This window comes from Novosphingobium mathurense, from assembly GCF_900168325.1.
In the GTDB taxonomy this organism is placed as follows: Bacteria; Pseudomonadota; Alphaproteobacteria; order Sphingomonadales; family Sphingomonadaceae; genus Novosphingobium; species Novosphingobium mathurense.
In genome coordinates this window covers 41,029-55,116 of record NZ_FVZE01000009.1, presented here as the reverse complement: position 1 = coordinate 55,116, position 14,088 = coordinate 41,029, and the positions used below count along the sequence as shown (strand labels likewise).

The 14,088-nt window shown below is 58.5% G+C and carries 14 protein-coding genes and 1 pseudogene; 4 read left to right on the top strand and 11 right to left on the bottom strand.

From position 1 onward, the window contains the following. Window positions 1–146: 146 nt before the first annotated feature. Together B5483_RS19490 and B5483_RS19485 are read left to right on the top strand one after the other, a co-directional pair. Window positions 147–1,337, top strand: a complete 1,191-nt coding sequence (locus tag B5483_RS19490; protein ID WP_176168131.1) for an MFS transporter — start codon at window positions 147–149, stop codon at window positions 1,335–1,337. A gap of 64 nt (window positions 1,338–1,401) precedes the next feature. Beyond that, complete coding sequence (locus B5483_RS19485) at window positions 1,402–2,661, top strand: MFS transporter (RefSeq protein WP_245829406.1); 1,260 nt, start codon at window positions 1,402–1,404, stop codon at window positions 2,659–2,661. 73 nt (window positions 2,662–2,734) lie between these two features. Here B5483_RS19485 and B5483_RS19480 read toward each other — a convergent pair. After that, a pseudogene (locus B5483_RS19480) lies at window positions 2,735–3,709 on the bottom strand (IS30 family transposase); the annotation flags it as partial. A 572-nt stretch (window positions 3,710–4,281) separates the two neighbouring features. On the opposite strand from B5483_RS19480, the gene B5483_RS19475 reads away from it, so the two are divergent. Together B5483_RS19475 and B5483_RS19470 are read left to right on the top strand one after the other, a co-directional pair. Next, window positions 4,282–4,878 carry a hypothetical protein gene (locus B5483_RS19475; RefSeq protein ID WP_079731626.1) on the top strand — a complete coding sequence of 199 codons (597 nt, stop codon included), beginning with the start codon at window positions 4,282–4,284 and terminating at the stop codon, window positions 4,876–4,878. Then, window positions 4,853–5,809: a nucleotidyl transferase AbiEii/AbiGii toxin family protein gene (locus B5483_RS19470; RefSeq protein WP_176168130.1), complete on the top strand. Its 957-nt coding sequence runs from the start codon at window positions 4,853–4,855 to the stop codon at window positions 5,807–5,809. The genes B5483_RS19475 and B5483_RS19470 overlap by 26 nt, the downstream gene beginning before the upstream one ends. A 154-nt stretch (window positions 5,810–5,963) precedes the next feature. Here B5483_RS19470 and B5483_RS19465 read toward each other — a convergent pair whose 3' ends face one another. The 10 genes from B5483_RS19465 to B5483_RS19420 are packed head-to-tail and all read right to left on the bottom strand — an operon-like array spanning window position 5,964 to window position 14,081. Next, complete coding sequence (locus B5483_RS19465) at window positions 5,964–6,935, bottom strand: fumarylacetoacetate hydrolase family protein (protein ID WP_079731624.1); 972 nt, start codon at window positions 6,933–6,935, stop codon at window positions 5,964–5,966. A gap of 5 nt (window positions 6,936–6,940) precedes the next feature. After that, on the bottom strand, window positions 6,941–7,720 hold the full coding sequence (locus B5483_RS19460; RefSeq protein ID WP_079731623.1) for a cyclase family protein: 780 nt from the start codon (window positions 7,718–7,720) through the stop codon (window positions 6,941–6,943). Window positions 7,721–7,729: 9 nt separating this feature from the next. Next, the gene (locus B5483_RS19455; protein WP_079731622.1) at window positions 7,730–8,188 is read right to left on the bottom strand and encodes a hypothetical protein; all 459 of its coding nucleotides are present in this window, start codon (window positions 8,186–8,188) and stop codon (window positions 7,730–7,732) included. Continuing rightward, window positions 8,178–8,513, bottom strand: a complete 336-nt coding sequence (locus B5483_RS19450) for a DUF2218 domain-containing protein (RefSeq protein ID WP_342743696.1) — start codon at window positions 8,511–8,513, stop codon at window positions 8,178–8,180. The genes B5483_RS19455 and B5483_RS19450 overlap by 11 nt, the downstream gene beginning before the upstream one ends. Beyond that, complete coding sequence (locus B5483_RS19445; RefSeq protein WP_079731621.1) at window positions 8,510–8,944, bottom strand: DoxX family protein; 435 nt, start codon at window positions 8,942–8,944, stop codon at window positions 8,510–8,512. Before B5483_RS19445 ends, B5483_RS19450 begins: the two co-directional genes overlap by 4 nt. Window positions 8,945–8,958: 14 nt before the next feature. Further along, window positions 8,959–10,023 (bottom strand): aromatic ring-hydroxylating oxygenase subunit alpha, encoded by a 1,065-nt coding sequence (locus tag B5483_RS19440; protein WP_079731620.1) that lies wholly within the window; start codon window positions 10,021–10,023, stop codon window positions 8,959–8,961. A gap of 12 nt (window positions 10,024–10,035) precedes the next feature. Beyond that, entirely contained in the window at window positions 10,036–11,028 is a 993-nt protein-coding gene (locus B5483_RS19435; RefSeq protein ID WP_245829404.1) for an MBL fold metallo-hydrolase, read from the bottom strand. Next, window positions 11,028–12,083 carry an amidohydrolase family protein gene (locus tag B5483_RS19430; protein ID WP_079731619.1) on the bottom strand — a complete coding sequence of 352 codons (1,056 nt, stop codon included), beginning with the start codon at window positions 12,081–12,083 and terminating at the stop codon, window positions 11,028–11,030. The genes B5483_RS19435 and B5483_RS19430 overlap by 1 nt, the downstream gene beginning before the upstream one ends. Before the next feature lie 9 nt (window positions 12,084–12,092). Next, window positions 12,093–13,127, bottom strand: a complete 1,035-nt coding sequence (locus B5483_RS19425) for a fumarylacetoacetate hydrolase family protein (protein WP_079731618.1) — start codon at window positions 13,125–13,127, stop codon at window positions 12,093–12,095. 21 nt (window positions 13,128–13,148) lie between these two features. After that, on the bottom strand, window positions 13,149–14,081 hold the full coding sequence (locus B5483_RS19420; protein WP_079731617.1) for a VOC family protein: 933 nt from the start codon (window positions 14,079–14,081) through the stop codon (window positions 13,149–13,151). Between the last annotated feature and the right edge of the window lie 7 nt (window positions 14,082–14,088).

Here is a 14,088-nt window from a genome sequence, read left to right as displayed (position 1 = left end):
TGATAATAATGAAGGATAGAAATCCTGTGAAGGGTGAGTGGGAGCAACCTAAGGCGCAGTCCCTAAGCCCAGCAAAGGACCGCAATAGCCAGTTCGTTATTTGGAGCCTGCTACTTGTTTTGAGCTTACGAGGCGTTTTTGCGTTCATGGCACGCATCAACCTCACAAGCGTCATGGCCTATCCGATATTCGTTCAAAATTTCCACCTTACCAACCTTGATCGCGGCCTTCTCAATTCCGTGTTTTTCTGGTCCATGGCAGCCTTCCAGATCCCTATGGGACTTGTCGTCGACCGGTTCGGAGTGAAATATCCATACGCGATCTGTCTAGTCATTTGGTCTGTTGCTTGCGTTGCCTGTGGCGTGAGTATGTCCGTCTTCCAACTCGCTATGGCGCTGCTCCTGGCAGGTTTCGGCGAAGCTATTGTCGTACCGGCCAACTTTCGGTGGATGCGCAACAGTTTCGAAGAAAGGCAGATGGGACTGGCCGTTGCAGTCTATCTTGCCGGGACAAAGCTCGGTCCGGCGATCGGCGCGCCAGTCGCGGCATGGTTCATCGTCAACTTTGATTCCTGGCAGGTGCTCTATTTTCTTCTCGCAGTTGGCGGTCTTCTCTTCATCCTACCTCCCTGGCTATTTTATTGCACGCCCGACGGTTCTGCCCAAAAATCGGCGATGGAGAAGAAGGAGAATGTGGGTCGCGTTCCATTGTCGAGGATCTTCATGAACCCAGTGGTTCTTGGGACAATTGTCGTGGACTGGGCCTATGCATATTTTCTCTACTACTGCATGACGTGGACGCCAATTTATCTGGTTGAAAATTGGAAATTGACTCTCACCGAAATGGGATACGTGCAGTTCTTCAGCTTCATCGGTATCACGGCGGTCGCATTGCCGTCGGGCTGGATTGCCGATGCCCTCATTAAACGGGGTCGCGATCCGGTCGCGGTTCGCAAGGGATTCGTTATGGCCGGTTTTTTTGTGGCACTGACAGAGGTGTTCGGCTTCATGACGGCATCCCGTGATTTGGCCATCTTCTGCGCCCTGTTCTCGTTGTCGGGACTGGGCCTGGCATCGGCGAACTACCTGGCGCTTTGTCGCATGACGCTGATCCCGAAGGAGTGCGTGGGGCTGATCGCTAGCGTACAAAACATCTTTGCCTCTCTTGCTGGGGTCGCAGGTGCGATATTGACAGGCTGGCTGCTTCAGGAAACCGGTAGTTACTCAGGTCCCATGATCCTCATTGCCGTGTTCTTGATTTCCGGTATCGCCGCATGTTTCTTTTTGCTTCGAAAAAAATGGGCGCTTTCCATTGAGGTTTCAAATCAGACCAGCTGACGAGGCAGGCCGGTCACGCGGAAAGCGTCGCTGTTTGTGAACATTGCGCAAAACGGTAGGGCTGATGGCCTTGGAGATGCAGATGAATGCTGGAATAAAGCACAGTCGGCGAACCCGTTATGGGCTCATTGTACTTATATTTTTCGGGACGGTGTTAGCCTACGTCGACAGGCAGGTGCTTGCACTCCTAAAACCTACACTTGAAACGACATTTGGGTGGAGCGACGAAGACTTCGCGCATCTTGGATCGGCATTCAGCCTTGCGATGGCGATCAGCGTTTTCTTCTCAGGTGTTCTTGTTGATCGCTTTGGTGTCCGCCGCGCCTATGGTGTTGCAGTGGCGATCTGGAGCCTGGCAGGGATGGCGCATGCATTTGCGTCGAGCGTCAGTCAGTTTGTCGTTGCACGCGTCACCCTCTCGGTAGGCGAGTCTGTTGCGGGACCAGCAACTGTTAAGGCCACGGCGCAATATCTTCCGTTGCGGGAGCGTTCTATTGGGCTTGGGGTCATCGCTTCGGCGCCAAGCCTGGGTGCAATCCTGACGCCACTTGCAATTCCGCTGATCGCCGTATGGTTCGGCTGGCAGGCCGCATTCTTGTTTACTGGTAGTCTCGGGCTGGTGTGGGTGGTGGCTTGGTTCGCTTCGACGCGTAGTCTAAAAACCGTTGCTCATCAGGCCGAACATCCGGAAGCCGGCGAGGCGGTGTGGAAAGAGCTGCTGTCAGACCGCAAGACATGGGCAATTGTTTGGACCAAGGCGCTAGCAGACATGGTTTGGTGGTTTATGCTGTTCTGGATCCCTGACTTGTTCAGCAAGGTCTTTCACCTTGGCCAGGCCGAGATTGGAGGGCCGGTCGCTTTGTCTTATGCCATGGCGGCAATGGGTGCACTTGTCAGCGGCATGTTGTTTCCAACTCTAATTCGGCGCGGGTTAAGTATGAATGCCGCTCGCAAGCTTTCGATGACTTTGTTTGCCGTTCTTATCCTACCGGTCCCACTGGCTTTGCAGATGGCTAGTGCCTGGACCGCGGCAGTAGTGATTGGACTTGCATTGTTTGCGCACAACGGTTTTGTCACCAACGTTTTCGGGCTTACGACCGATATTGTGCCGCTCAAGCGCGTCGGAACAGTCACTGCAATGAGCTCAGTAGCAGGTAACATAACTGGTCTAGCAATGATCGAATTCGCTGGTTGGTCCCTCACAACAGGATTTGGTTACTGGCCAATGTTCGTTGTGTCTTCGCTGGCTTATCTTACCGCCACAGCATTCTTCCATTTAATGATCCCTCAATTGGAAATGGCAGAAACTGAAGAGGCCTTTTGAGTTCCATTTGAAGTGCGACGTTTGTTCGATGCTCCAGCTGATTCATAGGCATTGAGGTGAGGGCGACTTGCTGCATGAGGACCTCTCTGGATGTGCGATAGCCAAGACACTTGCGTGGAGTGCTGTTGAGCTGGTGGCAGATGGCTTCGATCTGAGGCACTTCCATCGCGGCAATATCGGTGTCCGAAGGTAGGAAGCGGCGCAACCGGCCGTTGAAATTCTCGACGCCACCTTTTTGCCATGGGGCCTTTGGGTCGCAGAAATAGCTGCACATCTTCAATTCGGATTGGAGCGCGCGGAACCCGGCGAATTCAGTCCCCCGATCAAACGTGACGCTTTGTCGCAAGGCATGGGGGAAGGGGGCAAGGTGCTGGCAAATGCCCGCCATGATGCCCGCCGAACCGCGGTTCGGATTGCGCCAGACTATGGCGAATCGGCTCTTGCGTTCCACGAGGCAGGCCAGATTGGCCTTTCCGTAGATTTGGCGGAAGGCCATGAGATCTCCTTCCCAGTGGCCAAAGTCCTGGCGATTGGCAATTTCGGCAGGGCGCTGCTTGATCCCGTTGGCAGCCGGAATCTGTAACCCGCGCGGCTTGCGTGCGCGGCGTGGGCGGCGACAACGGCGCGCCCAGGGCAAATGTCGGTAAAGGTCCTGCCGCTTTCCCTCGGCGCCATAGACGTATCGATAGATGGTCTCGTGGCTGACGCGCTGGGAAAAAGGCGCTTCGAGGCGCAGCCTGCCGGCGATCTGCTCCGGAGACCAACAGCGTTGTAGGCCTTCTATTACGTAAGCTGCGAGTAAAGGATGGCGCAGGAGTTTGCGGCCGGGCGCACGACGTTCTCGGGCAATGCGATGGGCAACTTTGGGAAAATAACCGCGAAACCAGGCGTCTTCGTCGTAGAAGTAATTGCGACGCAACTCGCGATAGATTGTCGAGCGATGTCGACCGAGCCTTTCCGCAATCGCGCTCACAGGCATACCCGCTTCGTTCATGCGATAAATCGTTTCGCGCTCATCCAGGCAAAGCTGTCGATAGGGAGGTGCCATGCGATTTCCTCGATAGGGGGCCAAGGCCCCAAAATGCTCGGATTTCGCACTTCGAAATAGAATCCACCGCTTACAATATTTTGAGAAGATAATATACATTATGTAAATTATTGACCATATCATATTGATGGTATTTATGTTTTGATGATTCGGAGCCGTTGAAATCCGTGCCATCAGGATGGCACGGCCACCCTATCCTCATGCTCTCCCCGCAGGGGTTCATCGCAAACCCACATCCATCATGACCACGCCGACAAGACCAAGCACGACAGAAACGCTTCTACCATTAATCGATGCGGCCGTCTTCACCGTAGCCTGGTCGCAAACGACAGGAAGCCGGGCTCACCACTTCGCTGTTCGCCCAAAGGGATCCGGTACCCGGCGCCCGCGGCCGTGCCAATAAGTGGGCAACAAGAATGTCCTGCGCGATGAGATCAGCAGCCCCGGGTGAAGCCAGATTGCCGCATTCGGGCCCCAATCTCGCCTGACCGCCCTCCGCTCAGCTACAACCCTTGAGATTTTATCGGAAATGGCTATATACGATGCCGTAAAAGTCGTATTTTGGTTATCATATGACATCACTAGCTGATCAGATTCTCGAGAGGCTCGATGCGGGCCAGATATTGAACAGGAGGGAACTCCAGCTCGATGCCGATTATGATTCTGTCGGCCGTACGCTTCGCCAGCTAATAAAAGACAAGCGTGTCGAACGGGTGGCGCGCGGCCAGTATCGCAAGGCGACGACGGGCAAGCGAGCTCCCATCACCGGGACGATTGCCGATGCCATTGCAAGAAAGGTCAGCCGGTCAAAGCGCAATGTCTTCCTGCGCCGTGATTTCGCGCCGCTGGGCAGCTATGACGCCATCGGCAGGGCCCTGCGTCAGCAGGCCAAGAACGGGCAGCTCGTCCAGATAGGTTACGGACTTTATGCCAAGGCCGAGGTTTCCCCATTTACCGGCAAGCCGGTTCCAATCGTCGGCATCAAGAAGCTCGCAACTGAGGCACTGGGTCGCCTTGGCAAGAAGGTGGCGCCGTCCTCCTTTGAAGATGCCTATAATCGTGGCCGGTCGACGCAGGTACCAACAGGCCGAACAATCACGGTCGAGGACCGGATTCGCCGCAAGATAGGATATAACGGAAATTATGTCGTTCTCGAACGCGCCCGATGATGCCCTATTGGGCCGCGTCGCAGGTGCGCTCGCCGTCGATGAAGCTTTTGTCGAGAAGGATTGGTTCGTCGTCCAGGCAATAGAACGGTTGTCCGGTCTTGCGACGGAGAATTTTACCCCAGTCTTCTCGGGCGGCACCTCGCTGCTCAAAGCCTATGGTCTCATCAGCCGTTTCTCGGAGGATATCGACTTCAAGCTTCTCCTATCGGACGGCTTCATGGCGCGAAGCCGAAACCAGCGCAGGCAAGTGCTCAAGGCGTTTCGCGATGCGATAGTAGATACCTGGACGGAGTTGGGCTTCAATGTCACCTCATGCATCTCACGCGACGAGCATCGCTTCATCGAGCTTGAGATGACTTATCCGACTGTCATGCAGCCGCATAGTTCATTGCGGCCGCATATTCTCGCTCAGGTCTCGGCCAAGTCGCCCCGGCTTGCGGTCCAACACAAAGCCATTACCTCGCTTGCCGGGCAATATGCGCGGTCTGCGCCAGAGGTACCCGATATTGCCTGCATCGATCCTGTCGAGACAGCGGCCGATAAGTTGAGTGCTTTCTCGTGGCGAATGCTGTTGCGCGACCGTGCGCATGAGGATGATGATCCCACTATCGTCCGCCATTTGCACGACTTGGCGGCATTGGAACCGCTGGCGATGGAGCATCCTGAATTTCCTACGCTATTAAAGACGATCCTTGCGGAAGACAGCCACAGGGGCGGCGGCGGCGTTGCCAATATGGCACCGCGGGACCGTCTTGCGGCGATGCGTGAGAAGCTGGCAACTGATCCTGAGTATACCAGGGAATATGAGCGGTTCGTGCGCGGCATGGCTTTTGCCGGCGACGCCGACGTTCCCGAATTTGGTGCGGCAGTAGCTGCGGTAGCTCGACTGTGTAATCTGGTGCCAGTACGAATGGCCTCTGCAGGCCCCTGATCCGCTGGTCAGTCCAAGAGATTAGACACATCGCCAGTCGGCTCAGTCAGCGCCAGATCAGACCTGCACATTACATCGCATGGTCTGTATGGCGACGCGCGCATCAGGCTGCCGCCCAAGCGGCGCACTTGAAGATTAAATCACAACTGTAATGTTAGTTGGCTGAGGCTGCTTGCACGACCTGCTGTTCGATGACGCCAAACGGATAGTTACCATCAGGCAATGTCCCTTCCATCCGGACCATGTCACCAAAGCTCATGAATGGTGTTTCCGGATTTCCGCCCGCTATGATTTCAATCGCGCGCCGTTCCGAGATACAACTGGACCCAACTTCGGCATAGTTGCTGTTCGAAATAGTTCCTGATCCAATGATCGTTCCGGCCACGAGATTGCGGGTGCGTGCTGCATGGGCGACAAGTTCGTGAAAGCCGAAGTCCATCGCCGCACCTGTGGCATGCCCAAAAGGCCGACCATTCCAGGACACGTGAAGATCCATACAAACCCGTCCGTCTCGCCAAGCCTCGCCCAATTCATCCGGGGTGACGGCAAAGGGCGCCATCGCGCACGCGGGCTTTGCTTGAACCCACCCGAAACCGGTTTTCATCTCCACCGGCGCAATGGCGCGCAACGACCAGTCATTGATTTGGACGACGAGACGGATGTGCTGCATCGCCTCTGCCGGGCCTGTCCCCATCGGCACGGCATCGACGATTACGCCAAACTCGCCTTCGAAATCGATCCCGTCGGCTTCGCTGGGGAAGGGAGCGGGCTCGCGTGGCCCTAGAAATCGATCCGACAGCCCCTGGTACATCAACGGGCGGTCAGTCTCGATCGGCGGGAGATTGAATGCGATCTGCATAAGCTCGCCATGCGTCCCAAATGCAGAACCATCGAGCCACTGCCAGGACCGGGGAAGCGGCGCGCGAAGCTTTGTATGATCAAGCGGCTCACCTTCGCCTGCACCGAGGCGCATGCTGAGGTCGCGCAAGGTGCTTTCCGCCATCTCCCAATGTTCGATTGCGGCAAGAAGGCTCGGAATGTGAGTGGTCAGGCCACGGGTGCCATCGGCGGAAACTACCAAGAGTTGCCCGTCGGCGGTGCCATTATCCAAGGTTACAAGACGCATGTCACTCAGTCCTCGAAAATGGCGACGGCCCTAGTCCACCCGGCCGATGCACCCTTGATCTTGTGCGGAAAGCAGCTGACCGTGAAACCGGTGGGGGGCAGGATCTCAAGGTTGTGCAGCTTTTCGAGATGGCAATAGCCGATGTCGCGGCCCGCCTTGTGACCTTCCCAAATCAGCGAGGCATCGCCGCTCTCTTTGACCTTTGCCGCTGTGTGGACGAACGGCGCATCCCATGACCAGGCGTCGGTACCGGTGACCCGCACCCCGCGGCTTGTGAGGTACATTGTTGCCTCGTAGCCCATTCCGCAACCGCGACTCACATATTCGGGATCTCCCAGCGCCTTGCCGGCCGCCGTGTTCACCAGCACGATATCGAGCGGTTGAAGCTCGTGACCGATCCTCTGGAGTTCGTTCTCCACGTCCTGCGCGGTAACCACATAGCCATCGGCGAAATGGCGGAAATCCAGCTTCACACCGGGCTGAAAGCACCACTCGAGCGGGATCTGATCGATCGTCAGCGCGGGTGCGCCGCCATCCTGGGTGGGGTGGAAATGCCACGGGGCATCAAGATGGGTGCCACTATGCGTAGTGAGCCTGACCCATTCAGCTGCTGCGAAACCGGCAGAATCTGGCGTCTGCTCGGCAGTAACGCCGGGAAAGAAATGCGCCAATTCCGGCATGGTTTCGCTGTGGGTCTGATAAGTGATTTCGGGTTTGAGAAACGGCGGGTCGGATACCACGTCGTTGCACAGGGTGATCGAGAGATCGACAAATCGGCGGGTCATGTGGAATCCTCAGGCGTTGGTGAGTGCTGCCCGCAGCCCGATCGGCGTGACCACCGCGCCGAGTGCGACGCCGTAGAGCACCTTGATGACCAGTGCCGAGGTCCAGCCAAGCGTCACGATACCGACTGCACCAGCGAGTGCCGCGACCAGGGTCGTCCCGAGCAATGCTGCGACCACGGCCATCAGGAGGGCGCGCAACAAGAGCGGGCGCGGAAGGCGGGACGCACTCCCGGACGGTGTCAGCACACCGGCCTTGAGGCGCTTCGCGGTAAGCGCCCCGGGGACGAGTGTGCTCATCAGGGTGATCATGAAGCTCTGCGGCAGGTAGTCGAACACCCAATTGCCGATGCCCCAGACGGCCACCGAGGGAGCAATGCCAAAAACGAGCAGGAAGAACAGCAGCGATAACACGCCATTGATCGTCATGCTGACCAACGTCTCACGCCGGATATATTGGTCATGCATCATGCTGCCGTCTCCCATTCAACTGGCACAGGTGCTTCACGGAACGCGAACCGGTCGAGGTGCGGGCGAGCGCCCCTTTCAGGCCTTCGAGTTGCCCTTCGGCACTGGCTTCGATCTTGCAGGCGAGGCCCGTTTCCGTAAGTTCAAGCACGACTTTGGCATCTGCCGGCCAATTTCCGCCCCGGCCTTCGCGCGGAAAGACGATTTCGCCCCGGTGCTCATCGAAGGTGACTGATAGGTTGTAGGCCCAGTGCTTGCAGAGTTGCTGGAGGTATTTCGAGCCATTTGGAGTGACAAACACGCCACGAGCCGAGAAGCTGGCGCTCACGATTTTTCTCCCTTTTTCGCTGAGAGCCGTCCATCGATGCTGAACGCGCCCGGACCGGCGATGAACAGGTAGAGGAAGACGAAGCAGAACAGGATCGCGAGATCGCCGCCGTTCACCACCGGGAAGATGCCATTGGGTCGGCCGAGATTGTTGCCAAGGTGGACGAGAAAATACGCTACTGCCATTTGTCCGCAGAGCACGAAGGCGACCGGTCGCATGAACAGGCCCAAGAGCACTGACAAGCCGCCAAAAGTTTCAAGAATGCCTGCGATGCCGGCAAGCGTCAGAATCTGGAATGGCTCTGGATGGTGGCCCGCGTCAGGGAACTTGAACAGCTTCTGGAGTCCATGCTGCATGTAGAGCAAGGCTGTCATGATCCGCAGTATGCCCAGGATTTGAGGGGCGTAGCGGACAAATCGGTCTTCGCGCATGGGGGCCCCTCAGACTAATTTGCGAGAACCTGTTCGGCTTCCAACATTGCGGCGATCCGGCGGCGAACCTTGACCGCAGGGGCATCCGAGCGAACAAGCAGTTCGCGCTGACGCGCGGCAGCTTCGTCGAGCTCGCGTTCCACGGCGTCTATCGCGTCAACATCCTGCTGGCGGATTTTGCAGTCCGATGTGTGCTGGAATGCGTCGAGTTCTTCGCTGTCGAGGCGGAAGTTGCGCATGGAAAAGCCAAAATAGTGGGTTGTTGTCTCGGTCTCCGGCGTGATCCCGTGCAGGATATAAAGTGCACCGAGCGCTTCGGGCACACTGTCCTGTCCGTTGACTGCAGTGGTAATCGGCAGACTCGTTCGGATGAACTCCGGACCATAGAAATCGGTGAGCGAGAGAAAATCCGAGAACCCTTCAAACTTCGCCTCTGGTCCGAACACCAGTTCGTGGAACGGAGTGTAAGGCACTTTTCCGGTCCGGGAGACGCGGTAGATTGCACCACGCTCCTCTTCGGTGATCGAGGGGTTCTTCATCGCCTCGCCGCCGCCAATGTGATGGTGGACATAGGGCAGATGCGTCAGATCCATCAGGTTGTCGACCAGCAACTGGCTACGTCCCTTGAGGTGGAAGTAATTGGCCGAGCTATAACGCCAGCCCGGCTCGCCCAGGCCGAAGTCAGCATAGGGCGGGATAAGTGCGGAGTCACACTCGTCGGCATCGCCCATCCAGATCCAGCACAGCGGCCCCTTCTCGACGATCTGGTAGGTCGGCTGGCAGAATCCAGCACCCGTCCCTTGCGACGGGATCTCGCTGCACTTGCCGTCGGCCTGGAACACGAAGCCGTGGTAACCGCAGACGAGCGCGTCGCCCTGCAGCTTGCCAAGGGCGAGCGGGTAATAACGGTGCGGGCACAGACCATACATCGCAACCGGCTCGCCGCTTTCCTTGCGGTAGAGCGCTACCGGCAGGCCAAGCAGTTTGCGCTCGATCGGCTCACGGGTGATTTCGTTGGAAAAAGCAGCGATGTACCAGCGGTTGCGGACGATCGAGCTTGGTGTGGCGAATGGATACACGGATCGCTCTCCTTAGAAGCGGTCGAGATCGCTGGCAACGATGACCGGCCCGGCGTACTGGGTCTTGATGTCCTTGAGGTAACGCAGGAGATCAGCGCTGGTCGGATTGTCACCGGCAAGGTGAGTGACGACCACAGACTTTACTCCCGAGGTAGCAGCGAGCTTGCCGACGTCGCTTGGGGTCAGGTGGTGCGAGGTCAAGTGCTCGACGACATTGGCAACCTGCGCTGGCGGCATGTTCGGAGAGTTGCGACGCACGGCGGCGACGGTGGCCTCCTCGTCGATCATCTCGGAAACCAGCAGATCGGCGCCCTTGGCAAGCTCTGCAACGGCTCCACTCGGGCCGGTGTCGCCAGTCACCACGATCGAGCGGTCAGGCAGGTTGAAGCGGAACGAGACCGACTTGTAATGCTGGTCCATCTCGCTCCCGGCCGGAAAGCTGTAGTGCGTGTTCTGGCGCACCTTGACCGTCATGCTCCCGACTTGAAGCGACTGACCATCGGCAATTTCGATGACCTCGACCTTGTCGGCCGGATTTCCATAACCCTGCCCCGGAATGCCGTAGCCAGCGACGCTAGCCGGGCGCTCGGAGCTGACCAGTCCGGCGACGAGTTCCCGGGTTCCCGGCGGGCCATAGATGGTGAGCTTGCCGGGCACATTGGTCTGCAACCGTAGCCCAAGCAAGGCGCCGAGACCGCCGGTGTGGTCGAAGTGCAGGTGCGAGATAAAGACGGCTTTGATCTGGCCGAGACGTATTCCGGACTTGGCCATCTGCTGCACGGCTCCGTCGCCAACATCGACGATGTAGACATCATTACCCACGATCAGCGCATTGGCAGGTTGCGATCGGGTCGGATTGGATACAGGGCCACCGTGGGTGCCCAGGGTCACGAACTTGCTTGCAGGCGGCGCACCAGCCTGGCCCGCAGCCGTGCCGACAGTGCCAAGTCCGGCGAGCAGGACTGCCGCAGCAAGCGCCGCGCGAGAGATTGGGCGAATGGGCATCAATTGTCCTCTCCGGTTGTCAGGCTCAGCAGTTCGGCAGCGTTCAGGCCGAGCACGCGCGCCCGTTTATCGTTATCGAGCTGGCTCACAAATCCCACCGGGTCCGGCTCGGCCATGTCAAATGGATAATCACTGCCAAGGCATACGTGGTCCGCACCATAGGTGGCGATCAGGTGATTGAGCTGCCCACGGTCGAACACCAGCGAGTCGAACCAGATCTGCTTGAGATAGCTGGACGGTTCGCGCGCGATGAGCTGGCGACAATCTTCGCGGGCGCGGAAGGCGTGATCCATCCGTCCGCTGTAGGCAGGCACGTATCCGCCGCCGTGGGCGACGCAAAGCTTCAGGCCCGGATGGGAGTCCAATACGCCGCCAAAGATCAGATGGCTGAGTGCAATCGTTGACTCAAGCGGGTTGCCGATCAGGTTGTTCAGGTAGTGATCTGACAGCCGCTCGCCCTGGGTGAAGCCCAGAGGGTGCATGAACAGCAGGATGCCGAGTTCCTCGGCAGCAGCGAAAAACGGACGGAAGGCGGGGTCCGAAAAGTCGCGCCCGCCGACGTTAGTCCCGATTTCGATCCCGCGCATTCCGCAGTCGTGCACGACCCGGCGCATTTCCGTGATTGCCAAGTCCACGTCCTGCAGCGGGACCGTGCCAAGCCCGACCAGACGATCCGGTACGGCTGCCACAGCCTCGGCGATGCCGTCGTTAATGGTCCGGGCAAGCTCACGACCAAGCTCGGGCGGCGCGAAATAGTAATACTGCCCGGGATTGGGGCTGAGCGACTGAACATCCACCCCGAGTCGATCCATATCCTCGATCCGCTCGGCCACCCCGTTCAGCCGCGAGCCGATCTGCGCAAACATTCGCCCGTTAACGGCGTCGGATGCCGGGCAGGAGAATGGCAGGCCGCGCGGCAGGTCTGGAATGGCCTGCCGGACCGCCTCTTCTGCCGCTACCACGTTGAGGTGAGCGTGGATGTCGACGACGAGGTGCTTGCCGCGCTGGCGCACCACAATCGGCTGATGGGCAGAATGATTGTGACCTGTTCCCATGGTGAAACCTCAGGCGTCCTTTACCGGCAGAGGTCCGTAGGTCCATGTGCGACCGCCGGTTTCCTCGGCGACAATATTGTTGCGCTGGCGGCCGAGGAAGGTCAGCTCAGCTTCCATCACGTCGCCGGGCCGCATCCAGCGGTTGCCATGAAACGCACCGTTGCCCGGAGGCGAGCCGGTCGATAGCAGGTCGCCTGGAGCGAGGCGAATGCGCTCGGAGGCGTAGGACAGGATCTGTTCGGGCTTGAAGATCATATCGGTCACCGGCCAGTCCTGCATGACCTGACCGCTGAGTTTGAGCTCGATCCGGATGTCCTCAAACTTCACGAACTGCTTGGGCACGATGAACGGCCCCAGCACCTTGAAATTGGGCTGGTGCTTGCTGATCCAGTCGTATTGGAAGCGGACGTCGGTGCGGCGGAACTCGTCGACCGTTCCGATGTCGTTAATCGCGACATAGCCGGCGATCAGGTCATTCGCCTCTTCCGGCTTCACGTAACGGCCCGTTTTGCCGACGATCACACCCAGTTCCATTTCCCAATCCGGGTGCTCGCCGATCAACGGCAGTGGGATGTCGTCGTTCGCGCCGCAAAGTGACGAGTGAAGCCCGGTCCAGAAGAACGGCATGCCCTCGCGAGCGCGGCGATCGACCTCGGCGAGGTTGCGCTGGAAGAATTCCTCGTCGCTCTCACCGGACTTGCGGTTTTGTTGATTGAACTTGTTGTGCGTCATCATCTCGGCGACGTGCTGACGGTAGTTCGACCCGGCAAACAGCATGTTGGGATGCGAGACGCACGGATAGGCGTGGAGCGCAGCGAATTCGTGGCTCGGGCCTTCGCGGCGCGCTGCGAGATCGACCAGATCTTCGAAGGCGCGCTCCCAATCGTCGAAGATCGCATGGGTGTCGTACCAACGCGACGAGAGGTCGAGCACGGTGCCGTCGGGGAGTACGAGGCCCGGAAAGGCCTTGCCCCCCGCGACGCCATAGGTGCCGATCCCGAATGAGCCTGTTGCAAGCCCGGTAGCGGAGTTAAATTCGGTCATGTTGAGGTCCTGCAATAACGGTCAGACGAAGTAGCGAGTGGGTTCGTCTTCGGACCAGACATCCATGTCGATCGTCGAAATGTCGTGGACTTTGGTGCCGTCCTCGATCCGGAACAGGTCGGTGTCCGAGAAAGTTTCGAACCGGGCACCATCGGGCGCCCGCCAGACGTCGAACACATGACTGCCGTGCGGGTGGCGGCCCACGCCCCAGATCGGTTCGTAGGCCTGCTTGCCAAGGTAGCGGTGGGTCCGTTGCTGGGCCTCGAAGTCCTGGGTTTCGAACGAGATGTGGTGGCACCCGCCGCGCTCATCCTGCATCAACGCCAGAACGTGGTGATCGACATATTCGTCGCCGCGATCGAGCCGGAGAAAGCCGACGATCTTGACCTGGGGTTGGCCCGGGATGTGGTAGATGTCACTGCCGATCATCCCAAGATTTTCGGTATACCAGGCATGGGCTTCTGCGAAGCTCTTGACGAACAGCGCCATGTGGCCGATCCGCCAGAGCTTGGCCGGCCCGACTTCCCGCGAGGTCTGGTTGCGGCCGAAGCGATTCTTCTCGAACGGGGTGTTATGGACCAGTTCGGGATAGAATTCCTCAGGTGCGCGGCGCGACGCCCCATGGATCAATGTGACCTCGTTGCCAAACGGATCAGCGAAGGTCACCGCCTTGCCGCCCCCGGGCAAGGCGAGATCGGTCGGAGCACTCGCACCGAGCCGGGTAACCGCTTCCTCGAGATAGGCGGTGTCCTCTACCTCGAATGCCATGCCGAGGAACTTGTCGCTGTCCCCTTTGACCGCGACGTAGGCGCATTCGTCCCCGCCGCGCGTGCGCATGACCAGACGCTCGTCTGTGCGTTCGGCCGTGACCAGGCCGAAATCGGCGCAGAACCGTTCCTGCAAGTCGAGGTCTCGAACCTGAAAGCGAACGTGATGAAGTCCCTTGAGACGCATGTTTTGA

Bases quoted from the DNA above. Each gene is read 5' to 3' on its own strand.
- B5483_RS19435 (WP_245829404.1), bottom strand. From the start codon at position 11,028: ATGCCCATTCGCCCAATCTCTCGCGCGGCGCTTGCTGCGGCAGTCCTG.
- B5483_RS19460 (WP_079731623.1), bottom strand. From the start codon at position 7,720: ATGACCCGCCGATTTGTCGATCTCTCGATCACCCTGTGCAACGACGTG.
- B5483_RS19425 (WP_079731618.1), bottom strand. From the start codon at position 13,127: ATGACCGAATTTAACTCCGCTACCGGGCTTGCAACAGGCTCATTCGGG.
- B5483_RS19430 (WP_079731619.1), bottom strand. From the start codon at position 12,083: ATGGGAACAGGTCACAATCATTCTGCCCATCAGCCGATTGTGGTGCGC.
- B5483_RS19465 (WP_079731624.1), bottom strand. From the start codon at position 6,935: ATGCGTCTTGTAACCTTGGATAATGGCACCGCCGACGGGCAACTCTTG.
- B5483_RS19470 (WP_176168130.1), top strand. From the start codon at position 4,853: ATGTCGTTCTCGAACGCGCCCGATGATGCCCTATTGGGCCGCGTCGCA.
- B5483_RS19445 (WP_079731621.1), bottom strand. From the start codon at position 8,944: ATGCGCGAAGACCGATTTGTCCGCTACGCCCCTCAAATCCTGGGCATA.
- B5483_RS19420 (WP_079731617.1), bottom strand. From the start codon at position 14,081: ATGCGTCTCAAGGGACTTCATCACGTTCGCTTTCAGGTTCGAGACCTC.
- B5483_RS19455 (WP_079731622.1), bottom strand. From the start codon at position 8,188: ATGATGCATGACCAATATATCCGGCGTGAGACGTTGGTCAGCATGACG.
- B5483_RS19485 (WP_245829406.1), top strand. From the start codon at position 1,402: ATGGCCTTGGAGATGCAGATGAATGCTGGAATAAAGCACAGTCGGCGA.
- B5483_RS19490 (WP_176168131.1), top strand. From the start codon at position 147: ATGGCACGCATCAACCTCACAAGCGTCATGGCCTATCCGATATTCGTT.
- B5483_RS19475 (WP_079731626.1), top strand. From the start codon at position 4,282: ATGACATCACTAGCTGATCAGATTCTCGAGAGGCTCGATGCGGGCCAG.